General features: G+C 42.0%; 15 protein-coding genes and 1 tRNA gene. 10 read left to right on the forward strand and 6 right to left on the reverse strand.

All coding sequences use genetic code 11. From position 1 onward, the window contains the following. Positions 1-132: 132 nt before the first annotated feature. The 3 genes from cbiE to moaC all read right to left on the reverse strand — a co-directional run bounded on the left by cbiE (position 133) and on the right by moaC (position 4,954). Positions 133-1,359, reverse strand: coding sequence for a precorrin-6y C5,15-methyltransferase (decarboxylating) subunit CbiE (cbiE, locus tag V7L07_RS17700; protein WP_335059966.1), 1,227 nt, complete (start codon positions 1,357-1,359; stop codon positions 133-135). 13 nt (positions 1,360-1,372) lie between these two features. Then, positions 1,373-3,955 carry a GAF domain-containing protein gene (locus V7L07_RS17705; RefSeq protein WP_335059969.1) on the reverse strand — a complete coding sequence of 861 codons (2,583 nt, stop codon included), beginning with the start codon at positions 3,953-3,955 and terminating at the stop codon, positions 1,373-1,375. A 489-nt stretch (positions 3,956-4,444) separates the two neighbouring features. Next, positions 4,445-4,954: a cyclic pyranopterin monophosphate synthase MoaC gene (gene moaC, locus V7L07_RS17710; protein WP_335059971.1), complete on the reverse strand. Its 510-nt coding sequence runs from the start codon at positions 4,952-4,954 to the stop codon at positions 4,445-4,447. Positions 4,955-4,988: 34 nt separating this feature from the next. Between moaC and V7L07_RS17715 the strand changes: the two genes are divergently transcribed. Beyond that, positions 4,989-5,062, forward strand: a tRNA-Arg gene (locus V7L07_RS17715). Positions 5,063-5,100: 38 nt separating this feature from the next. On the opposite strand, the gene V7L07_RS17720 is transcribed toward V7L07_RS17715, so the two are convergent. From V7L07_RS17720 to V7L07_RS17730, 3 genes are all read right to left on the reverse strand, one after another. Beyond that, a complete protein-coding gene (locus V7L07_RS17720) occupies positions 5,101-6,354 on the reverse strand; it encodes an MFS transporter (protein ID WP_335059973.1) in 1,254 nt (417 codons plus the stop codon). A 175-nt stretch (positions 6,355-6,529) separates the two neighbouring features. Beyond that, the gene (locus tag V7L07_RS17725; RefSeq protein ID WP_335059975.1) at positions 6,530-7,543 is read right to left on the reverse strand and encodes a glycosyltransferase family 2 protein; all 1,014 of its coding nucleotides are present in this window, start codon (positions 7,541-7,543) and stop codon (positions 6,530-6,532) included. 14 nt (positions 7,544-7,557) lie between these two features. Next, complete coding sequence (locus V7L07_RS17730; protein ID WP_335059977.1) at positions 7,558-8,262, reverse strand: C40 family peptidase; 705 nt, start codon at positions 8,260-8,262, stop codon at positions 7,558-7,560. 15 nt (positions 8,263-8,277) lie between these two features. Here V7L07_RS17730 and V7L07_RS17735 point away from each other — a divergent pair, with 15 nt between their 5' ends. From V7L07_RS17735 to V7L07_RS17775, 9 genes are all read left to right on the forward strand, one after another. Continuing rightward, a complete protein-coding gene (locus V7L07_RS17735; RefSeq protein WP_335059979.1) occupies positions 8,278-9,210 on the forward strand; it encodes a serine hydrolase in 933 nt (310 codons plus the stop codon). A gap of 313 nt (positions 9,211-9,523) precedes the next feature. After that, positions 9,524-10,807, forward strand: a complete 1,284-nt coding sequence (locus tag V7L07_RS17740) for a proton extrusion protein PcxA (RefSeq protein ID WP_335059981.1) — start codon at positions 9,524-9,526, stop codon at positions 10,805-10,807. A 408-nt stretch (positions 10,808-11,215) separates the two neighbouring features. After that, a complete protein-coding gene (locus V7L07_RS17745) occupies positions 11,216-11,692 on the forward strand; it encodes a hypothetical protein (protein ID WP_335059983.1) in 477 nt (158 codons plus the stop codon). Positions 11,693-11,773: 81 nt separating this feature from the next. Continuing rightward, positions 11,774-12,643 carry a polyphosphate kinase 2 family protein gene (locus V7L07_RS17750; RefSeq protein WP_335059985.1) on the forward strand — a complete coding sequence of 290 codons (870 nt, stop codon included), beginning with the start codon at positions 11,774-11,776 and terminating at the stop codon, positions 12,641-12,643. Between the two features lie 166 nt (positions 12,644-12,809). Then, positions 12,810-12,974, forward strand: a complete 165-nt coding sequence (locus V7L07_RS17755) for a hypothetical protein (protein ID WP_335059987.1) — start codon at positions 12,810-12,812, stop codon at positions 12,972-12,974. Positions 12,975-13,117: 143 nt separating this feature from the next. Beyond that, positions 13,118-13,744, forward strand: coding sequence for a chemotaxis protein CheB (locus V7L07_RS17760; RefSeq protein ID WP_335059989.1), 627 nt, complete (start codon positions 13,118-13,120; stop codon positions 13,742-13,744). A 155-nt stretch (positions 13,745-13,899) separates the two neighbouring features. After that, a complete protein-coding gene (locus V7L07_RS17765; protein WP_335059991.1) occupies positions 13,900-15,795 on the forward strand; it encodes a CheR family methyltransferase in 1,896 nt (631 codons plus the stop codon). A gap of 380 nt (positions 15,796-16,175) precedes the next feature. Next, positions 16,176-18,257, forward strand: coding sequence for a PAS domain-containing hybrid sensor histidine kinase/response regulator (locus V7L07_RS17770; RefSeq protein ID WP_335059993.1), 2,082 nt, complete (start codon positions 16,176-16,178; stop codon positions 18,255-18,257). A gap of 54 nt (positions 18,258-18,311) precedes the next feature. Beyond that, the gene (locus tag V7L07_RS17775) at positions 18,312-18,908 is read left to right on the forward strand and encodes a tRNA-(ms[2]io[6]A)-hydroxylase (protein WP_334694533.1); all 597 of its coding nucleotides are present in this window, start codon (positions 18,312-18,314) and stop codon (positions 18,906-18,908) included. Positions 18,909-18,921: the final 13 nt, after the last annotated feature.

The following is an 18,921-nucleotide window of genomic DNA, read 5'->3' on the forward strand; positions in this document are numbered from 1 at the left end:
GGGAAGAAGGAATAAAGGTGTACTGAGTTTTGTTCAAAAATCAAATATGAGTCCTATATGTCCTATATATAGCAAGATGAGAATTTACGTAAGTTATCACCAAATTACAAATGCGATCGCACCCACATACCATTACCCATTAAGTTTTTCAGACTTTACTACTACCCATTGCGTCACAGGCGCCATTGCTCGCCAGCCCAGAAATTTACCAATAGGTTCCGCCCGTTGAATGGCAATACGAGTTAAATCGCCACCGACTTGCTCATGCCATTGAAATAAAGTTTGCTCACCCTCTACCGTAACCACATTTGCTACCAAACGCCCACCTGGACGCAATGCTTCCCAGCAAACATCAAAAAGTCCCGTTGCTGTCACCCCACCACCAATAAAAATAGCATCTGGTATTGGCAAGTCTTTCAGGGCGTGGGGCGCTTTCCCTTCAATGATTTGCAGATTTGGAGTACCGAGAGTGCTGGCATTATCGGCAATGTAAAGTAGTCTAGATGAGTTTTGTTCGATCGCGATCGCCCGACACCGAGCATTACCCCGCATCCATTCAATAGAAATTGAGCCGCAACCTGCGCCAACATCCCACAATAATTCTCCGGGTGTGGGTGCTAAAGCTGCAAGGGTAATTGCCCTAACTTCACGTTTAGTTAACTGTCCATCGTGGTGATAGGCGTTATCTGGTAATCCTGGTAACTTTGGTAAAGGAATAACCCCAGCATCAGCAATACAATCAACTGCGATCGCATTCAAAGCCGCAACTTCAGTTTCACCCCAAGATGCAGCCGTACCTTTAATAATTTTTTCATGAACGCCGCCCATACGCTCCAGTACAGTGATTTTGCTGCCACCATAGCCGCGATTTGTCAAAATTTGAGCAACAATGGCGGGTGTGTCTTTACCCTCACTCAAAATTAATAGCCGTGCTTTTGGGTAAATGTAAGACTGGAGTAAGGAGGATGGACGACCATTCAAACTCAAGGTTTCCACCTCAGTTAAAGACCATCCAACCCTAGCACAGGCGAGACTGAAGGCTGAAGGTGCGGGGATAATCGTCATTTCAGAGACAGGAATTCGCCGCATCAAGGTGACACCAATGCCGTAACACATGGGATCGCCGCTTGCGAGTACGCAGATTGACTGACCCCGACGCTGGATAATTTCGTCAATTGAAGTGCTAATGGGAGATGTCCAGACTAGTTTCTCGCGTTGGTCATCTGTAGGGAGCATTGCTAAATGGCGATCGCCTCCCACAATTACTTTAGCTTGAGTGATTAGGGAAAGAGCGATCGCACTTAACCCCTGTAACCCATCTTCCCCAATGCCGACGATAGAAAGCCATTTCTCTGTCATATCAAATTCATGATTAATGATCGGAGTTAGCTTCAGCAGCTTGATACGCTTGTAGCAGCCTAGCATGATCGAGAGTAAATCCTACCTGCATGCCTATCTGAGCAAATAAATCAATCTCAGGTTGTAGCCAATCACGGGATTCAGAACACTGATGTGCAATTAACAAGCCAAATAGCTGCTCATCTTTGATAATTGGTGCGACTAAATTTGCTTTCACACTAAAGGATTCGAGCAATTTAATATGACAATCAGCCAAACCAGACTCATAAATGTTGTTGATGGCGACAACGCGACCAGACTGGTACTTTTCTACATAGCCTTGAGTGAAGCAGGGGTCATGGATTTTAGACCGCAAAACTTTGGGATAACCTGGAACCACTGATTCGGCAATTATAATTCCGAACCAATTAGCGTAAAAGCTATAAACCAGTACTCGGTCAGTACTCAGTGCTTTACGAACCTCTTCCACAGTAGTTTTAATGACATCTTCTTCTTTGAGCGATTGGCGAATGCTACGGATAATATCTACTAGTAACTGACTTCGCATCCTTTCAGCTTCGACTCTTTGTAGGAGCCTAGCATGGTCGAGAGCAAATCCCACTTGCATTGCTATCTGGCCAAATAAATCAATTTCAGATTGTTGCCAATCACGGGGTCTGGAACACTGATGTGCAATTAACAAGCCAAATAGCTGTTCATCTTTAATAATGGGAGCGACTAAATTTGCTTTCACACCAAAGGATTCGAGCAGGTTAATGTGACAATTAGCCAAACCTGCTTCATAAATGTTGTTTATTGCAAGAACGCGACCAGACTGATACTCTTCTACATAGCCTTGACCAAAACATGGGTCTTGGATTTCAGCTCGCAAAACTTTTGGGTAGGTGAGAACAACTGATTCGGCAATTACAGTTCCAGACCAATTAGAATCAAAGCTATAAACCATCACTCGGTCAGTACTTAGAGCTTTACGAACCTCTTCTACTGTGATTTTGAGAACATCCTCTTCGTTGAGCGATTGGCGAATGCTGCCGATAGTATCCGCTAGCAATTGACTTTGCACACCTTCTGCCTCAATGCGTTGCAGGAGTCTGGCATGGTCGAGAGCAAATCCAACTTGCATCGCTATTTGGGCAAATAAATCAATCTCAGATTGTTGCCAATCACGGGGTCTAGAACATTGATGTGCAATTAATAAGCCAAATAGTTGTTCATCTTTGAGGATGGGTGCGACCAAATTTGCTTTCACAGCAAAAGATTCGAGCAGACTAATATGACAATCAGCCAAACCAGCTTCATAAATGTTGTTTGTGGCGACAACGCGACCAGACTGATACTTTTCTACATAACCTTGACCGAAACATAAGTCTTGAATTTCAGACCGCAAAACTTTGGGATAACCTGGAACTACTGATTCAGCAATTATAATTCCAGACCAATTAGGGTTAAAGCTATAAACTAGCACTCGGTCAGTACTCAGTTCTTTACGAACCTCTTCTACTGTCGTTTTGAGGACATCTTCTTCGTTGAGTGATTGGCGAATGCTGCGGGTAATTTCTATAAATACCTGAGCTTTATCGGCTTTAGTATCTACCTGTTGTAGAAGCTTGGCATAGTCAAGGGCAAATCCGACCTGCATGGCTATCTGAGCAAACAAATCAATCTCAGATTGTTGCCAAAATCGCAGTCGAGAACACTGATGTGCAATCAATAAACCGAATAGCCGTTTGCCTTTGAGAATAGGTGCGACTAAAGTAGATTTGACAGCAAATTGCTCGAGTAATTCAAGATCACCATCGCTAAGATCGGCTTGATAGATATCATCAATAGAACGGATACAAGCATTCTGGTATTTTTCGATATACCCTACCTCGAATCCAGGGTCAGAGACTTTAACCCCTAATATTTTCGGTAAACCAGGTATCACAGATTCGGCGATAAAGGTTCCATTACAGTTGGAGTTGAAGCAAAAGATGGTTACGCGATCAATGCTTAAAGCTTTACGAATTTCTTCCGAGGTAGTTTTGAGAACATCTTCCTTATTGAATGATTCTCGCACCCAGCGGGTAATTTTGATTAATAATTGGGAGTAATCTGCTTCAGCTTCTTTCTCTTGCACCAAAACTGAAAGCAGGTCTGTGAATAAGGTGATGTTTCTCTCTAACATCACTAATTCATCTTGGCTAGCGATAAAAACTTGAGTAAACTCACTGTCTGGACGTAGCCGATTTTTGATATTGTTAGAAATTGCAGCAGCGTTGCTAACTCGACTAATAACTCGATTTGTCACAAAAACAGCGATCGCACCAGCTAAAATTGCTGTAACCCCCATACCAGTTAATAAGAGTGATAGTTGTCTTTGTAGGGCAAGTTCAATTTCTGTTGAACTTTTGACACTTTCTTGTCTAACTGGCGGAATTTGTTTGCTAATTAAATTAATGCCGTAGTAGTAAGTAGTTGTTCCAATTGCAACCACAGGCAGGACACTAATACTGAGTGCCCACGCTATTGCTTTAGTCTTTAAACTCCATTTTTGCTGCCATAGCCTTTGTTGACGATTTTGCCTTGCTTGCTTTTGAGAAAAAGACTGACTCATAAATCAAACCTGGAGTGCTGCAATTGAGAATTAAGTAAATAACCTCACCACCAAATTTTACACAAAATTAAACAACGACTGGCTTTGAGGAGTATTTTAAAGCAGTAATCTTCTACATCATGTCCCTGTCCCATACAGCTTTTATCGTAAAATCAAGGGTTTAAATCCCCAACTCCAACTGTCTTTAATTTTGAATTTTGAATTGTTAATGCCTTTGATCTGAAAAAATTAGGTCTGGTTAACAATCAAATTGCGATCGCCAATCGAATGAGAAGGAGTCAACCCCTTCGGGGAATTCAAAATGACGCTCTCTACGAGACGCTAAAAGCGTAGCTTGCTTCTCTGAAAGAGTACGCAGACTCGCTCTAAGCGTTCGCGCAGCGTCTCGTAGAGAAGCCATGCCGTTGGCGGAGCCTCTCGTAGAGAAGGCTTTACGCTGCGCTAACAAAATTCAAAATTAATGATCCCCATGCCCCAAAATAGTCTAGCTTATTGCTCCAGTGGGAAATAATCCCCTGATGTCCCGCCACTCTTACTTATTAAACGAATGGATTCAATTTGAATCGACTTTTCTAAGGCCTTTGCCATATCGTATAAAGTCAGGGCAGCTACAGAAACGGCGGTTAAGGCTTCCATCTCTACACCGGTTTCAGCTTTAGTTTTGACTGTGGCTTGAATTTGATAACCAGGTAGTTGGGGATCGGGTGTAATTTCGACTGCGATTTTTTGCAAAGGCAAGGGATGACACAGAGGAATTAAAGTTGCTGTTTGTTTGGCTGCCATAATTCCAGCCAATCTTGCAGTTGCTAACACATCCCCTTTGGGAACATTTCCGGCTTGAATGGCAGCGAAGGTGGCTGGCAACATCCGCACATTGGCCGCGGCTACGGCTTGGCGAATGGTGGGTGCTTTATCAGACACATCCACCATCTGTGCCTGTCCTTGACGATCTAGATGGGTGAGGTTCGCAAAATTAGATGGAAAATTATCTTGCGTCATTTGGTTAGAACGTGTTAATATAGATTGTCGGTGAGGGCGTGTAGCTCAGTGGACTAGAGCACGTGGCTACGGACCACGGTGTCGGGGGTTCGAATCCCTCCTCGCCCGTTTTTAAAAGTTAAGAGTTGAAGGTTAGGAGTGATGAGTTAAATTTCATCACTCCTAAGTTTTAAGTCGTTTAAGGCGTAAGCATCTGGAGCTAGACCTAGTGCGAAGCGTAGGGAGTTGGATAAGTCTTTGCTCGATCGGGTGAGAAAGACCACAAGTGCTAAAAAAGTGATTGCAGCACCGTAGCCAAACATATTTCGGTAGCCTACAAGTTCTGCGATGATACCCAAAAGAGGAGCAGCGATCGCAATCCCCATATCAAGTCCAGCTATGCATATAGCAAAAACTTTCCCCCGCTCTTGAGGTAGGGAGCGGTCTGCCATCATGGTGATCATCATCGAGATCAGTGTACCACCACCCGCACCTTCAGCGATCGCAGCCAGTAAGAAAACGATCGCACTGTTAGCCTGCCACAGCAGTAGTAACGCTAAAACGTAGCAAAAAATACCAAAGGTAATAAATAAACCACGACCGAAGCGATCGCTTGCCTTACCAGAAAATATTCTGATACTAAAACTAGAAATTGCCGCAGCTGTAAAAAACAGTCCGCCATTGAAGTCCAGATTAGTGGATTTGAGGAACAGCGACACAAAGGTATGTATAGCACCAAGGGATAAACCAACCAGCAACATCACTATAGTTGGAACTTTCACCCGTGGACTGAGCAAAATTTGCCAAAAGTTGCGATTCCCTTCTTCAGTTTGCTCCTGTATTTGCGCTGGCGGATTAGTGACTTGTACAATCCCCAAGAAGGCGACAAAACCCAATTCAGCGGATAACAAAAATAACGGGCCGTAACCACTTGTAGCTTCTAAATACCCTCCCAAGGCAGGGCCAATTGCTAAACCAATGGGAGTTGTCAGGCTCATGTAACCAATGATTTCACCACGAGTTTGGGCGGGAGCTAAATCTGCGACTAAGGCGCTGTAGCCAGTGGTAAAAGCAGCAACGCTAATGCCGTGAAAAATTCGCACCAGAATTAACAGTCCAATTGATTGGGTTGCTAAGTAACCAAAGGGTGCGACCATAGCAACTATTGTCCCAATCAGCAAGACAATTTTGCGGCTACGTTCATCGGCTAGTTTTCCCAACGTCGGGCGAGATAGTAATAACCCAATGGCGAAACTGCCCATAACAAGCCCAATCTCTTGCTTACTTGCGCCCACTTCATCGATGTAAAGCGGTAGGGTTGGTAAGAGCGAAGACATACTCGACCAGAATAATAAACCTGCTGTAAATAAAACAAGCAGGCTGCGCCGTAGTTCGGTGTCAAAGGTATTAAATGATTTCAAGGTAGATGCGATTTGATGAGTTTTTTGTCAATCGTTAGGGACTGGGGACTAGGGACTGGGGATTGGGATGAGAGGGAGCAGGGAAGAAGCAAGGGAGCAGGGAGAAGAATTTTCCCCTCCGCCCCCCGCACCCTGCGCCTCTGCCTCTTTCCAATGCCCAATGACTATTGTTACCTTACTTAACATTTTTTGCTACTACTTCTCGCACGCGATATATGGGCCGTCCTTGGGATTCATGGTATGTACGCATAAGTAATTCTGCTAAAAGACCGAAACAAAACAACTGTACTCCCGTTACCAGCAGGAGAACTGCTAAAATCAGTAAAGGGCGATTGCCAATCATCTCACCTAGAGCCAATTTGACGAAAGTCAAGTAAATGCCGATCGCAGTGCCCGAAAACATTGAAATCAAGCCCAACAGCCCAAAAACGTGCATCGGACGGGTGAGGAATTTTTTCATAAACAGAATGGTTAACAAATCCATCAACACCCGGAATGTCCGCCAAATTCCATATTTACTACGACCAAAACGACGGGCATGATGACGTACAGGTACTTCGGTAATTCTAGCTCCTTCGATGTACGCCAAAGCAGGTAAAAATCGGTGTAATTCCCCGTAGAGGTTCATATCTGCTAACAGTTCGGGACGATAGGCTTTCAATGAACAACCATAATCATGAATATTCACGCTAGTAGTACGTCGAATTAGCCAATTGGCAATTTTGGAAGGAAGTAACCGATTTACAGCACCATCTTGACGTTTTTGCCGCCAACCACTCACTAAATCGTAACCTTCATCCAGCTTTGCTAATAACATGGGGATATCAGCTGGATCGTTCTGGAGATCGGCATCTAAAGTGACGATCGCTTTACCGACTGCATAATAAAATCCCGCAGCCATCGCCGCCGTTTGTCCGTAATTGCGACGCAAAATCACCGCCTTTAAATCAGTGCGGATTTGCGCCTCTTTTTTGAGAAAATCCCCAGAACCATCTGTAGAACCATCATCCACACAAATGATTTCATAACTTATCTGACTAGAGGCTAAAGTAGATGCGATCGCTTCTAGTAAAAGCGGCAAACTTTCTACCTCGTCATGTATCGGCACCACCACTGAAACATCTGGGACAATTGCTGAAATCCCCCCATTTTCCCCCATCACCCCTTGATCAACTAACCCACTCCTCATAAGCCTCAGCACCCTCAGCGTCTCTGTGGTTCGTAACTCTTAAAAACTCTACCAGCACCCCGCACCTGCTGATAATATGACAGACTAACCCGATCTCCCTGTTCCGAAAGAACATCAATCCCAATCCCATCCCGTCCCTGATCTTTCCCAGAACTATGAATATAATAACCATCGGCCAAATAAAGTCCGACATGGGTGGCTTTTTGGCTACTTCCAAAAAATACTAGATCCCCAGCTGCCAATTCGGCAATCGTAATTGGTTGAGTGAATCCTTCCTGTTGATAGGCATCTCTAGGTAGCCAAATCCCTACCGAAGCAAACGCCGCCTGCATCAACCCAGAACAGTCATAATTTGGCCCAACCGTACCACCCCAAAGATAATAATTTGATTGTTGCATCGCTTTTTGGGTAAAGGCGATAATCTCTGTGAGGAATTTTTTAATTTCAGATTCAGAAAATGTTGCCGCCTGATAAGGTACAGTAGCAGGTTGTAATGAATCCAAATCTGAAAGAGATACCCATCCCGGATAATCATCTTCACATAAATAAACTTCGACTGCTAAATTTTGATAATTTGATGTTACCCATAAATGTCGCCCAGATGCGGCTTGAGTTGCTAAACGCGTACATTCAGGAGAATCATATAAATTCAAGTCAGCTAAACACTGATACTCTCCTGATTTTGGATTTTGGATTTGTGATTTTAGATTAAAGGACATTATTAGAGAAAGAGAATGATTTTTTTTAATAAAGACGATCAACTAGAAAATCTGGGTAATGGTATTTTAGATGCAGCTTGGGCAGAATTTCCAACCTTAGCGCGTAATCAAATTGCCCTGACTTGGGTTGTTTACGATCCACCAGTGCGAGTAAATACTGGTGGTGCGCTGACTCCCAACGCTTTTTGGGATCACCCAGTTCGTGGTTTTACTTATCGTGGTGTTGAACGGATTTATCCTGCCAGTGTAGTCAAGCTATTTTACCTGGTGGCGGTAAACGAATGGCTAGAAAAAGGCATGACTCAAACTTCCAAGGAGTTGGAGCGAGCCTTGCGCGATATGATTGTGGATTCTAGTAATGATGCTACTAGCTTGGTTGTGGATATTTTGACTGGCACTACCTCAGGGCCGGAATTACCAACTGGGCCCTTTGAAACCTGGCAATATCAGCGTAATATTGTGAACCGCTATTACCAATCGTTGGGTTGGGAAGAGATGGAGACGATTAACGTCTGTCAAAAAACTTGGGGTGATGGCCCTTATGGACGGGAACGGACGTTTGTGGGAGAGTTGCTGGAAAATCGCAATATGTTAACCACAAATGCGATCGCGCGCTTACTGCATAGTATTGTTGGTGGGGTAGCGGTTTCAAGTGGGCGATCGCAAGCCATGATGGCTTTACTGAAACGTCCTCTCAATGATTTGTCTCCTGATGCTGAGGAAAATCAGGTGACAGGATTCTTAGGCGGTGGACTTCCAGAAAATGCTCAAATTTGGTCAAAAGCAGGTTGGACAAGTCAAGTTCGCCATGATGCCGCCTATATTGAGTTACCAGAACAACGTCCCTATCTCTTAGTAGTTTTTACTGAAGGGAAAGCACAGGCTAAGAGTCGGGCTATTTTGCCCTTTGTTTCTAAACTAGTTGCTGAAGCGATCGCTAGTCTATGATCTACCCCTGTTTGATTGCCAGAATACTTATTTCTTGCTGTGCATCCTTCTATGCAAGACGAAGCGCGTTATTATTTGTATTGTAAGGAGCGACATCTTTGGGGTTAATCTGTATGGCTCGGTTATAGTCATCAATTGCCCCCTAGAAATTTTCTAAGTTATCGCGGGCAAGACCCCGACTATTGTAGGCATTAAGATACTGGAAATTTAGGCAAGTTGCTGTAGTAGTATAGTCAATATTTTAAACTAGTTATTACCCATTTTTCTTGTTTATATAACTATAATACATATTATCTAAATAGTCATATATGTAATGAAAGATTCATTTGCAAAAACAGCAGAATCACTCCGCCAAAGTTTCAAAGGATATTTGCGATCGCTTAACCGTTGGTTGTTAAATACACCAGAAAGGGCACTCTTAGAAGCTTACCAAGCCGCTCAAAGAATTAAAAGCATTGAGGACGAACATTTTGATCGCAAAAAAATATCCTCACAGTCAGTAAAATATACTGAAAATGTCATGTCTTATTGGCAAGTATATCTCAATAAGAACCTAACTATTATTAAAATCAGGCTGGCAGAATTTCAACTTAGTCGGGGAGTTGTCAATATTTCTAATTCTGTTTTGTTAGAAAAACTAAAGGTTATTGATGAAGTCGTAGAAAGATACGCTATCAAAGATGAAATAATTAACAACAGCCCATTAGCGTCAACTTCTCAACCTCTCACAAATAATCTGACCAGAGTAAAAAGACAGCCAAACTCATCTAACATCAATAATATTGATGTTAAACCTCCAACTCAAATAAATGGGGTGATTCCGGGTTCTATCGGCAGAACAATTCATAAAATCCAAGAAGATTTTGCACCCCAGACAGAAGAAGAGTTTCTCAGAAATTATCGCATTTCTAAAAGTAGAACAATAATTGCCTTGAGATTTTTGGTAATTCTAATTATTGTACCGCTTTTAACTCAGTTTTTATCTAAAGAATTTTTAGTAACTCCAATATTACAAAGAGTTAGAGGAGATAATATAACTCAAATTTTCATCAATTCTGACATGGAAAAAGAAGCTCTCCATGAATTACAAAATTTTCAACAATCACTGAGATTTGAATATTTGCTTAATCAAGCGCCGCCACTTTCTTCAGAGTCAATTCAAGAAAAAATCAAAGACAAAGCTGTTGAAATATCTGAAGAATTTCGCGCCAAAAGTAATAGTAATCTGGGTAATGTTTTTGCTGATTTAATCTCGCTATTTTCTTTTGGGATAATTATCGCTCTGAGTAAAAGAGAAATTGTGATTCTCAAGTCTTTTATGGATACTATTGTCTATGGTCTTAGCGATAGTGCTAAAGCTTTTTTGATTATTTTATTTACAGATATATTTGTAGGATTTCACTCCCCAGATGGCTGGGAAGTCCTTCTGGCAGGATTGGCAGAACATTTAGGTCTACCAGCCAGTAGAAATGTCATCTTTTTCTTTATTGCTACATTCCCAGTGATTTTAAACACTATCTTTAAATACTGGATATTCCGCTATCTCAGTCGTTTATCTCCTTCAGCATTAGCTACATTAAAAGAGATGGACGAGTAGTCGCTTCTCTACGAGACGCTGCGCGAACGCTCCCAATTTAAAATGACGCTCGTGACGCTCGATGACTCGCTAACGCTGCGCTATCGCTCTTAGCGTCTTCCTTTGGGAGAAGACTCGCTAACGCTGCGCTAACAAAATTCAAAATTAATGATCCCCATCAATTGATTTATGGGCTTGTATCCTTTTCGGTCATTAGTCATTGGTCATTAGTATTAATGGCTTCGATTTTCCCATCACTTTTTATGAAAATGAACAAAGTGATGTTTTCGTGGTTCTGTAATGAATTAATTACGAATTACGAATTACGTAGCTTGGTTCTCGCCAGAGGCGAGTATTACGAATTATTTTGGTACATTTACCTCCTAATTCGCTAGGCTTATGTATATCCTGGTTCTTCTGAAGCGTGCTATGGATTTTGAAAGCAAAACCAATACCCCAACTCCTACAGACAACATAGAGTTTGCTCAACCAACGACTACTCGTAAGCCACTACAGTTATTGCGAGATACTGAAGCTTTGCTACGTCACCCAACTGTAGCAACACTATCGCCGATTTTGCCACCAAAACTGAGCAATAGATTTCAAGAAACCTCATCTTTGGCAGATGAATCCTTTAAGGAACTAGCAGAAATTGACCTAAATACTATTAGTGATTTTGAACTGCGTTCGGCACGAATTCTTGTTGGCTTGAGCCTTGTCGGCTTTGGGGCACTCATGATATTAGTGCTACTGCTATACTTAACTACATTGCATCCAGAACTCAGTACAGTTGAGAAAATTCGGCAATATTGGTATCAATATGTTTGGTTTGTCAGCTTAGGTGTCACGGGGATGTTTATCTTGGGACGTGAAGCAATGCGTCCTATAACAAAGCAACGGAAGTAATTGATTAATAAATTATAATTTTCGGTCATTAATACTTTCAAGTATGCTTGGCTATTAATTAGCAATTAGGAGATTTTATATATGAATCATGATGCTTTCATTGTTCCGCCAGGTTCAAAGATTTCTCTGAAAAAAAACTATGACCCAGCTTATAAGACTGAGTTTAATGAAAAAACTGATGCTGCAATCAAATTACAGAAAGACATTGAACGACTAGCTAATTACCAAAATATTCTCTATGCTCAAAACACCTATTCTTTGTTAATTATTTTTCAAGCAATGGATGCTGCTGGCAAAGATAGCACTATTAAACACGTGACTTCTGGGGTGAACCCACAAGGATTTCAGGTGTTTGGTTTTAAGGGGCCCAGTACGGAAGAATTAGACCATGATTATCTGTGGCGTTCAATGAAGTCCTTGCCAGAAAGAGGTCGAATTGGCATATTCAATCGTTCATACTATGAAGAAGTCTTAGTAGTTCGTGTCCATCCAGAAATGCTGAAAAAACAGCAACTTCCCAAGTTTCCTGATGGAAAAAAGATATGGAAACAGCGTTTTGAAGAAATCAATAATTTTGAAAAATATTTGGTAAATAACGGTGTAATCATCCTAAAATTTTTTCTAAATGTCTCAAAATCAGAGCAGAAGAAACGTTTTTTAGAACGGATAGAATTTCCTGAAAAGAATTGGAAGTTTTCAGATAATGATGTTCGAGAACGAGCTTTTTGGGATGATTATATGAATGCTTATGAAGAGGTTTTTAACAATACTAGTACTAAATGGGCCCCGTGGTATATTATTCCTGCCGATCGCAAATGGTTTACACGCCTGACCGTTGCCAATATCATCTGCACAAAATTAGAAGAATTAAATCTGCAATACCCAACAGTTAGTGAAGAACATAAGCAGCAGCTTTTGGAGGCGAAACGCATTCTAGAGCAGGAAGGTTAACATATCAACGTGATAGGTAATAGGTTTTGGAATTTCTTGGTTGAGGCAAGCAGTTCTTGAGCAGGGGAAGAGTTTTGCCTCCCCTGCTTATCCAAGCAGTATTGAGATTGCCACGCTTAACTTGGTTCCGCTCGCAATTACATTTTATAGGACTCATATTTGATTTTTGAACAAAACTCAGTACACCTTTATTCCTTCTTCCCAGTTCCCAGTCCCCAGTCCCTTACCTCTACGAGTGATTCAGAAATCAAAGACGCTCGATAGCGCAGCGTTAGCGACGCAGGAGCGTCTGACTCGCTACCGCTTCGCTATCGGATTGCTATATATTTAATTGCGTATACTTACTTAAAAGCAAAAAAGCTGAAGGTAGTTCGGATATACTGTATAATTTACTTAAGCAAAGATAAAAATCGTAACTTTATTAATGCTATCTGTAGCTAAAAAAGTTAGGCAGATAGTCATAGATGGAAAATCATGATTCAAATGGCAGAAAATGCCAAAAATCATCCACTTCACTTTACTAATACTGCCTTTGATATAGTAGCGATCGCAGCCTCGGCAGGCGGTCTGACTGCTTTAGTTAAAGTGCTATCAACTCTACCTGAAAAATTTCCAGCCGCGATCGCCATTGTGCAACACCTCGGTCCCCAACACCGCTCGTTCATGGCAGAAATTCTCAGTCGGCGAACGGCTATTACTGTCAAACAAGCACAAGAAGGAGATCGTCTGACCCCAGGAACAGCTTATATTGCTCCACCCAATCGTCACCTGGTGGTTAAGGGTGACGGCACTCTTTCCTTATCACAGTCGAAATTAGTACATTTTTTACGTCCTTCGGCTGATTTATTATTTGAATCGGTTGCAGCTATTTATCAAGAAAGAGCGATCGCTGTTGTATTAACTGGAACAGGTAGCGATGGGGCTACGGGAGTAGAAGCGATTAAAAAAATGGGCGGTACTATTATTGTCCAAGACGTAAAAAGCGCCGAATTTCCCGGAATGCCCTCCGCCGCCATTCAAACTGGCAATGTAGATTTTATTCTCCCCCTTGATGAAATTTCTAGCACCCTTGTGACTTTGGTTGTAGGAGAATTTAACTAAGCTGAGAAGCTGAGAAGAAAAAAGGGCATGGGAGCGGAGAAGATATATTTTAGAGTTCAACCAACTTAGTGTCAACATAGTTTAATGAGTCTTTGATACTCGCAGACTCAGATCGGAACTCCATTCCTTTGCCACCTGCTCTCTTGCCTCTACCTATGACTTCTGCCGAAAGAAATCCCAAATTTGAAAATCTACTGATTTATCTCAGACAAAGCCGGGGATTTGATTTTACAGGCTATAAACGCTCGACTTTGATACGTCGGGTACTCAAACGGATGCAGTCATTAACTATAGAAAATTTTGAAGAATATCAAGACTATCTAGAAGTTTATCCAGAAGAATTCAATTATCTTTTCAATACTATCCTAATTAACGTTACTGCTTTTTTTCGAGATTCATCAGCTTGGGAACATATTGCAGGAGAAATACTGCCTAATCTAATTAGAAATAAAAAGAAATCTGACCAAATTCGCATCTGGAGTGCTGGCTGTGCTTCTGGAGAAGAAGCTTATACCCTAGCAATGTTGATGGCTGAAATATTGGGAGCAGAGGAATTTCGCCAACGAGTGAAAATCTACGCTACAGATGTAGATGAAGATGCTCTCAACCAAGCACGTCTTGCTGTATATTCAGCAAAAGATGTCCAAGCAGTGCCAGATGAACTGCGCCAGAAATACTTTGAAAGTGTCGGCAATCGCTATGTTTTCCGCCAAGACTTGCGCCGCTCAGTAATTTTTGGTCGCCACGATCTGCTTCAGGATGCGCCCATTTCGCGCTTAGATTTACTGGTCAGCCGCAATACATTAATGTATTTTAATTCTGAGACTCAAGGACGAATTCTGGCCCGGTTTCATTTTGCACTCAATGATGATGGCTTTCTGTTTTTGGGGAAAGCAGAGATGCTATTGATGCATTCTAGTCTGTTTCTACCACTTGACTTAAAAAACCGGATATTTACTAAAGTATCAACAGTGAATCTACGCGATCGCCTTTTAGTTATGGCAAATTCAGTAGATGATGAATCTAGCAGCCGTTTGGCTAGACACCTCCGGTTGCGAGATATGGGTTTTGACACAGCCCCAATTGCCCAGATAATCATTGATATCAATGGCACTCTGGTAATGGTAAACGAGCAAGCGCGGACTTTGTTCGCCCTTTCTCCCAAAGATTTAGCTCGTCCCTTCCAGGATCTAGAACTTTCTTATCGGCCGGTTGAATTGCGATCGCTAATTGAACGGGCTTATACTGAACGCCGTCCTGTGAGCCTCACAAATGTAGAGCGCTATTTGTCTAACACAGAAACCCAATATCTGGATGTGCAAATTACGCCTTTACAAGAAACAGACACCAGCTTTTTAGGGGTCAGTATCTCCTTTCATGATGTCACCCGTTATATTAAACTCCAAGATGCTCTGCAACGTTCACAACAGGAATTAGAAACTACTAACGAAGAACTCCAATCTACTAATGAAGAATTAGAAACTACTAACGAAGAACTCCAATCTACTAATGAAGAATTAGAAACTACTAACGAAGAACTCCAATCTACTAATGAAGAATTGGAGACGATGAATGAAGAACTCCAATCGACTAATGAAGAACTACAGACAATTAATCACGAACTGAGCGAACGCACCACAGAACTAAATCGCACAAACATTTTTCTTGCCTCTATTCTCAGGAGCTTCCAAACAGGAATAGTGGTAATTGATAGCAGCTTTAATATCTCTATTTGGAATTACATGGTAGAAGATTTATGGGGATTGCGGACTGATGAAGTGATTGGAAAGTCTATCTTCAGCCTAGATATTGGGCTACCTGTTGAGCAGTTGCGATCGCCTATTCGCGACTCTCTATCCGGGAAAAAACAGTTTCAAGAAATGATCTTCGATGCTACCAATCGTCGGGGTAGGCAAATAAAATGTTACCTGGCAATTACTCCGCTACTTGGCATTGAAATGCGAGGAGCAGTTTTGATGATGGTAGATATAGAGAGAGTCAATAGTATGATTTCTACTCAAGAGATGGAGGAACGGCAGCAACAGGAATAACAAATAAACTAGGATTCAGAATTCTGAATGGGCTACGCCCTGCTGCGCTAACAGAATTCTGAATTTTCTACCCATAAAGGAATAGAGCCAATATTCATTACCCACTCGTACAGAATTCATTAGGAATTCTGACTCCTGAGTTATAAATTATTCTTATTAAGAATTAAAAATTAAAAACAGGGATTTAAACCCCGACTGTAGCAAGCTCCCCCAGAATAACTGATGCTATATGATGTAGAGGTATTAAACCATTTAATTTACGATAAAAATGCTGAAGGGCATTGTATTAAATTCTTGCTATCTCTGGTCGCTTTACTGAAGCAGAGGTCAGTTTTTCTTCTGCGTTTCTTGATCAAAGCAATCATCGGAGAAAACTACAAATGACTAAGGAAAATTTTAAACAAGCGATTGTCGAGGCGCATCAACGACTGGAAAATCTCTCACAGCTTGCAAGTCTGGCGGCAGAGAAATATATAGGGCAGGATTCCCCTAAAGAGCTTTTGCAGCAAGCGATGACCGAAATATCTATTTCTCTGGAAGAGTTACAGCAACAAAATGAGGAATTGATCGCTACACGCAATTTGCTAGAAGCAGAAAGCCAACGTTATTACGATTTATTTAACTTTGCCCCAGATGGTTACTTGCTTACAGATGCTACTGGAATTATCCAGGAAGCTAATTATGCTGCGGCTAAGTTATTGAAGGTGCGCCAGTCTTACCTGATTGGTAAACCACTAGCTGTATTTGTGCATCAGACAGAACGGCAGAAATTTCGTCAAATTATGCTGCAATTGCAACAGCAGGGGCAAATCCGCAGAGAAGAATTACGGTTTTTTCATGAAGAAGGAACTACAGACTTTCCCGCAGAACTAACAGCGATCGCTGTGCAAGATAGTCATCAGGGTAAAACTGGAAACTTACGTTGGTTATTCAGAGACATTAGCGCTCGCCACCAGCAAGAGCAGAAAATTCGCGAACAAGCTGCCCTATTAGACATCACAACAGATGCAATTATTGTAGAAGATTTGCACAACCAAATCTTATTCTGGAACCAAGGCGCAGAGAAGATGTACGGCTGGCAAATTCAGGAAGCTCAAGGAAAAAACGCCTGTGAACTTTTATTTAAAAAAACCTCACCTCTACTATCAATAGCTCAGAAAACTGTTATTGAGCATGGAACATGGCAGGGAGAGTTGTATAAATTTAGAAAAGATGGTAGGGAAATAATCATTGCTAGCCGCTGGACGTTGATGCTTGATGCCGTCGGCTTGCCTAAATCAATCTTGATGATTGACACCGATATTACCGAAAAAAAACAACTTGAAACTCAGCTATTGCGTAGTCAACGTTTAGAAAGCTTAGGCACTCTCGCTAGCGGTATCGCTCACGATCTCAACAATCTTCTCACTCCAATCATGGGAATTGCTCATCTGCTGCCCCTAAAATATCCCCATCTTGATGACGTTTCGCTGCAAATGCTGAAGATACTAGAAACCAATGCCAAACGGGGCGGTGATTTGGTGGGGCAAATTTTGTCATTTACCGGTGGTTATGAAAGAGAACACACAATTGTGCTTGTATCACAACTCATCGAAGACATCAAACAGATAGTCCAACAAGCATTTCCCAAATTGATCGATATCAAAACAGATATAGCGCCAAATGTCGGGATGGTTGTCGGAGACAGCACCGCACTGCATCAGGTGTTAATGAACCTAGTAGTCAATGCTCGTGATGCCATGCCTCATGGCGGTAAACTCTGTATTTCTGCCGCCAAGGTGTTCATTGATGAAAACTATGCCAAGATGCACATTGGGGCAACAGTTAATTCCTACGTGAAGATTACAGTTACGGATACTGGAGTTGGCATTCACTCAGAAATTATCGATCGCATTTTTGATCCCTTTTTCACCACCAAAGAAGTAGGTAAGGGTACAGGATTGGGTTTATCTATATTGATGGGCATCGTCAAAAGCCACGGTGGTTTTGTGGAAGTAGCCAGCGAAGTAGGAATTGGAACAAAATTCCAAGTATACCTGCCAAGCAAGGAGGGCAGCATTTCTCAAGTAATAGATGAAATAGAACTGCCAAGAGGTCAGGGAGAATTGATTTTAGTTGTCGATGATGAAGTAGCCATCACTCAGATCACCAAAACCACATTGGAATTCTCTAACTACAAAGTATTGACTGCCCAAAATGGGATTGAGGCCATTGCCCTGTACACCGAACATAAAGATGAAATTAGGCTAGTGCTGATGGATATAATGATGCCGTTAATGGGTGGGGAAACAACCATCAACACCCTGCAAATCATCAACCCACAAGTGCAAATTGTTGCCATGAGTGGATTAGCTAGGTCTGAGGCATTAGCACAAACTATGGGTATTGGTATCCAAGGCTTTTTAGTGAAACCTTTCACCGCCAATGAATTATTGAGCCTTGTTCACAGAATATTCCGTTAAAATCAGCTTGCGAGGATACTTACCTAAATTAAAATTCTGGAGTTTTCTGACTCTGTGCTTACTCAGTTACCAACTATCAACGTCCTGAAACAGCCCACTAGTTCTGCTTGGGTTGAACAAGCGATCGCTAACTTAGATATTATTTTACTCGATCACTCCCACTGTGAACGCAAAGCCGCAGGCGTAGCCTTAAATATGATGTTTCGCTACCCTTCTAATACTAAAATGGTGCGGGAACTAACTGCGATCGCCCGCGAAGAACTTGAACACTTTGAACTAGTTAACCAATGGTTAGAACGCCGGAATATTCCCCTGGCTCCCCTACCACCGCCTCCCTACGGCGCGGGTTTAAAAGCTGCTGTACGCCCCAAAGAACCTGAGCGATTTCTGGATTCCTTACTAGTCACTGGTTTAATCGAAGCTCGTTCTCACGAACGCCTGGGACTACTAGCTGCTCACTGTCCAGAGCCAGAGTTAGCAAAATTTTATCGTGGGTTAATGGCATCCGAAGCGCGTCACTACGGTATATATTGGGTTTTAGCTGCTACTTACTTCGACAGAGAAATAGTCATGCAACGGCTTGATGAATTGGCAACTGTCGAAAGCGAGTTGCTGGCAACTTTGCACCCAGAACCTAGAATTCACAGTTAGTAGACCAAGGGAA

The sequence above is a fragment of the Nostoc sp. genome, from assembly GCF_036916985.1.
Taxonomy (GTDB): domain Bacteria; phylum Cyanobacteriota; class Cyanobacteriia; order Cyanobacteriales; family Nostocaceae; genus Nostoc.

Coding starts and splice junctions, on each gene's coding strand:
- cbiE (WP_335059966.1), bottom strand. CDS start 1,359: ATGACAGAGAAATGGCTTTCTATCGTCGGCATTGGGGAAGATGGGTTA.
- V7L07_RS17705 (WP_335059969.1), bottom strand. CDS start 3,955: ATGAGTCAGTCTTTTTCTCAAAAGCAAGCAAGGCAAAATCGTCAACAA.
- moaC (WP_335059971.1), bottom strand. CDS start 4,954: ATGACGCAAGATAATTTTCCATCTAATTTTGCGAACCTCACCCATCTA.
- V7L07_RS17725 (WP_335059975.1), bottom strand. CDS start 7,543: ATGAGGAGTGGGTTAGTTGATCAAGGGGTGATGGGGGAAAATGGGGGG.
- V7L07_RS17730 (WP_335059977.1), bottom strand. CDS start 8,262: ATGTCCTTTAATCTAAAATCACAAATCCAAAATCCAAAATCAGGAGAG.
- V7L07_RS17735 (WP_335059979.1), top strand. CDS start 8,278: ATGATTTTTTTTAATAAAGACGATCAACTAGAAAATCTGGGTAATGGT.
- V7L07_RS17740 (WP_335059981.1), top strand. CDS start 9,524: ATGAAAGATTCATTTGCAAAAACAGCAGAATCACTCCGCCAAAGTTTC.
- V7L07_RS17745 (WP_335059983.1), top strand. CDS start 11,216: ATGGATTTTGAAAGCAAAACCAATACCCCAACTCCTACAGACAACATA.
- V7L07_RS17750 (WP_335059985.1), top strand. CDS start 11,774: ATGAATCATGATGCTTTCATTGTTCCGCCAGGTTCAAAGATTTCTCTG.
- V7L07_RS17760 (WP_335059989.1), top strand. CDS start 13,118: ATGATTCAAATGGCAGAAAATGCCAAAAATCATCCACTTCACTTTACT.
- V7L07_RS17765 (WP_335059991.1), top strand. CDS start 13,900: ATGACTTCTGCCGAAAGAAATCCCAAATTTGAAAATCTACTGATTTAT.
- V7L07_RS17770 (WP_335059993.1), top strand. CDS start 16,176: ATGACTAAGGAAAATTTTAAACAAGCGATTGTCGAGGCGCATCAACGA.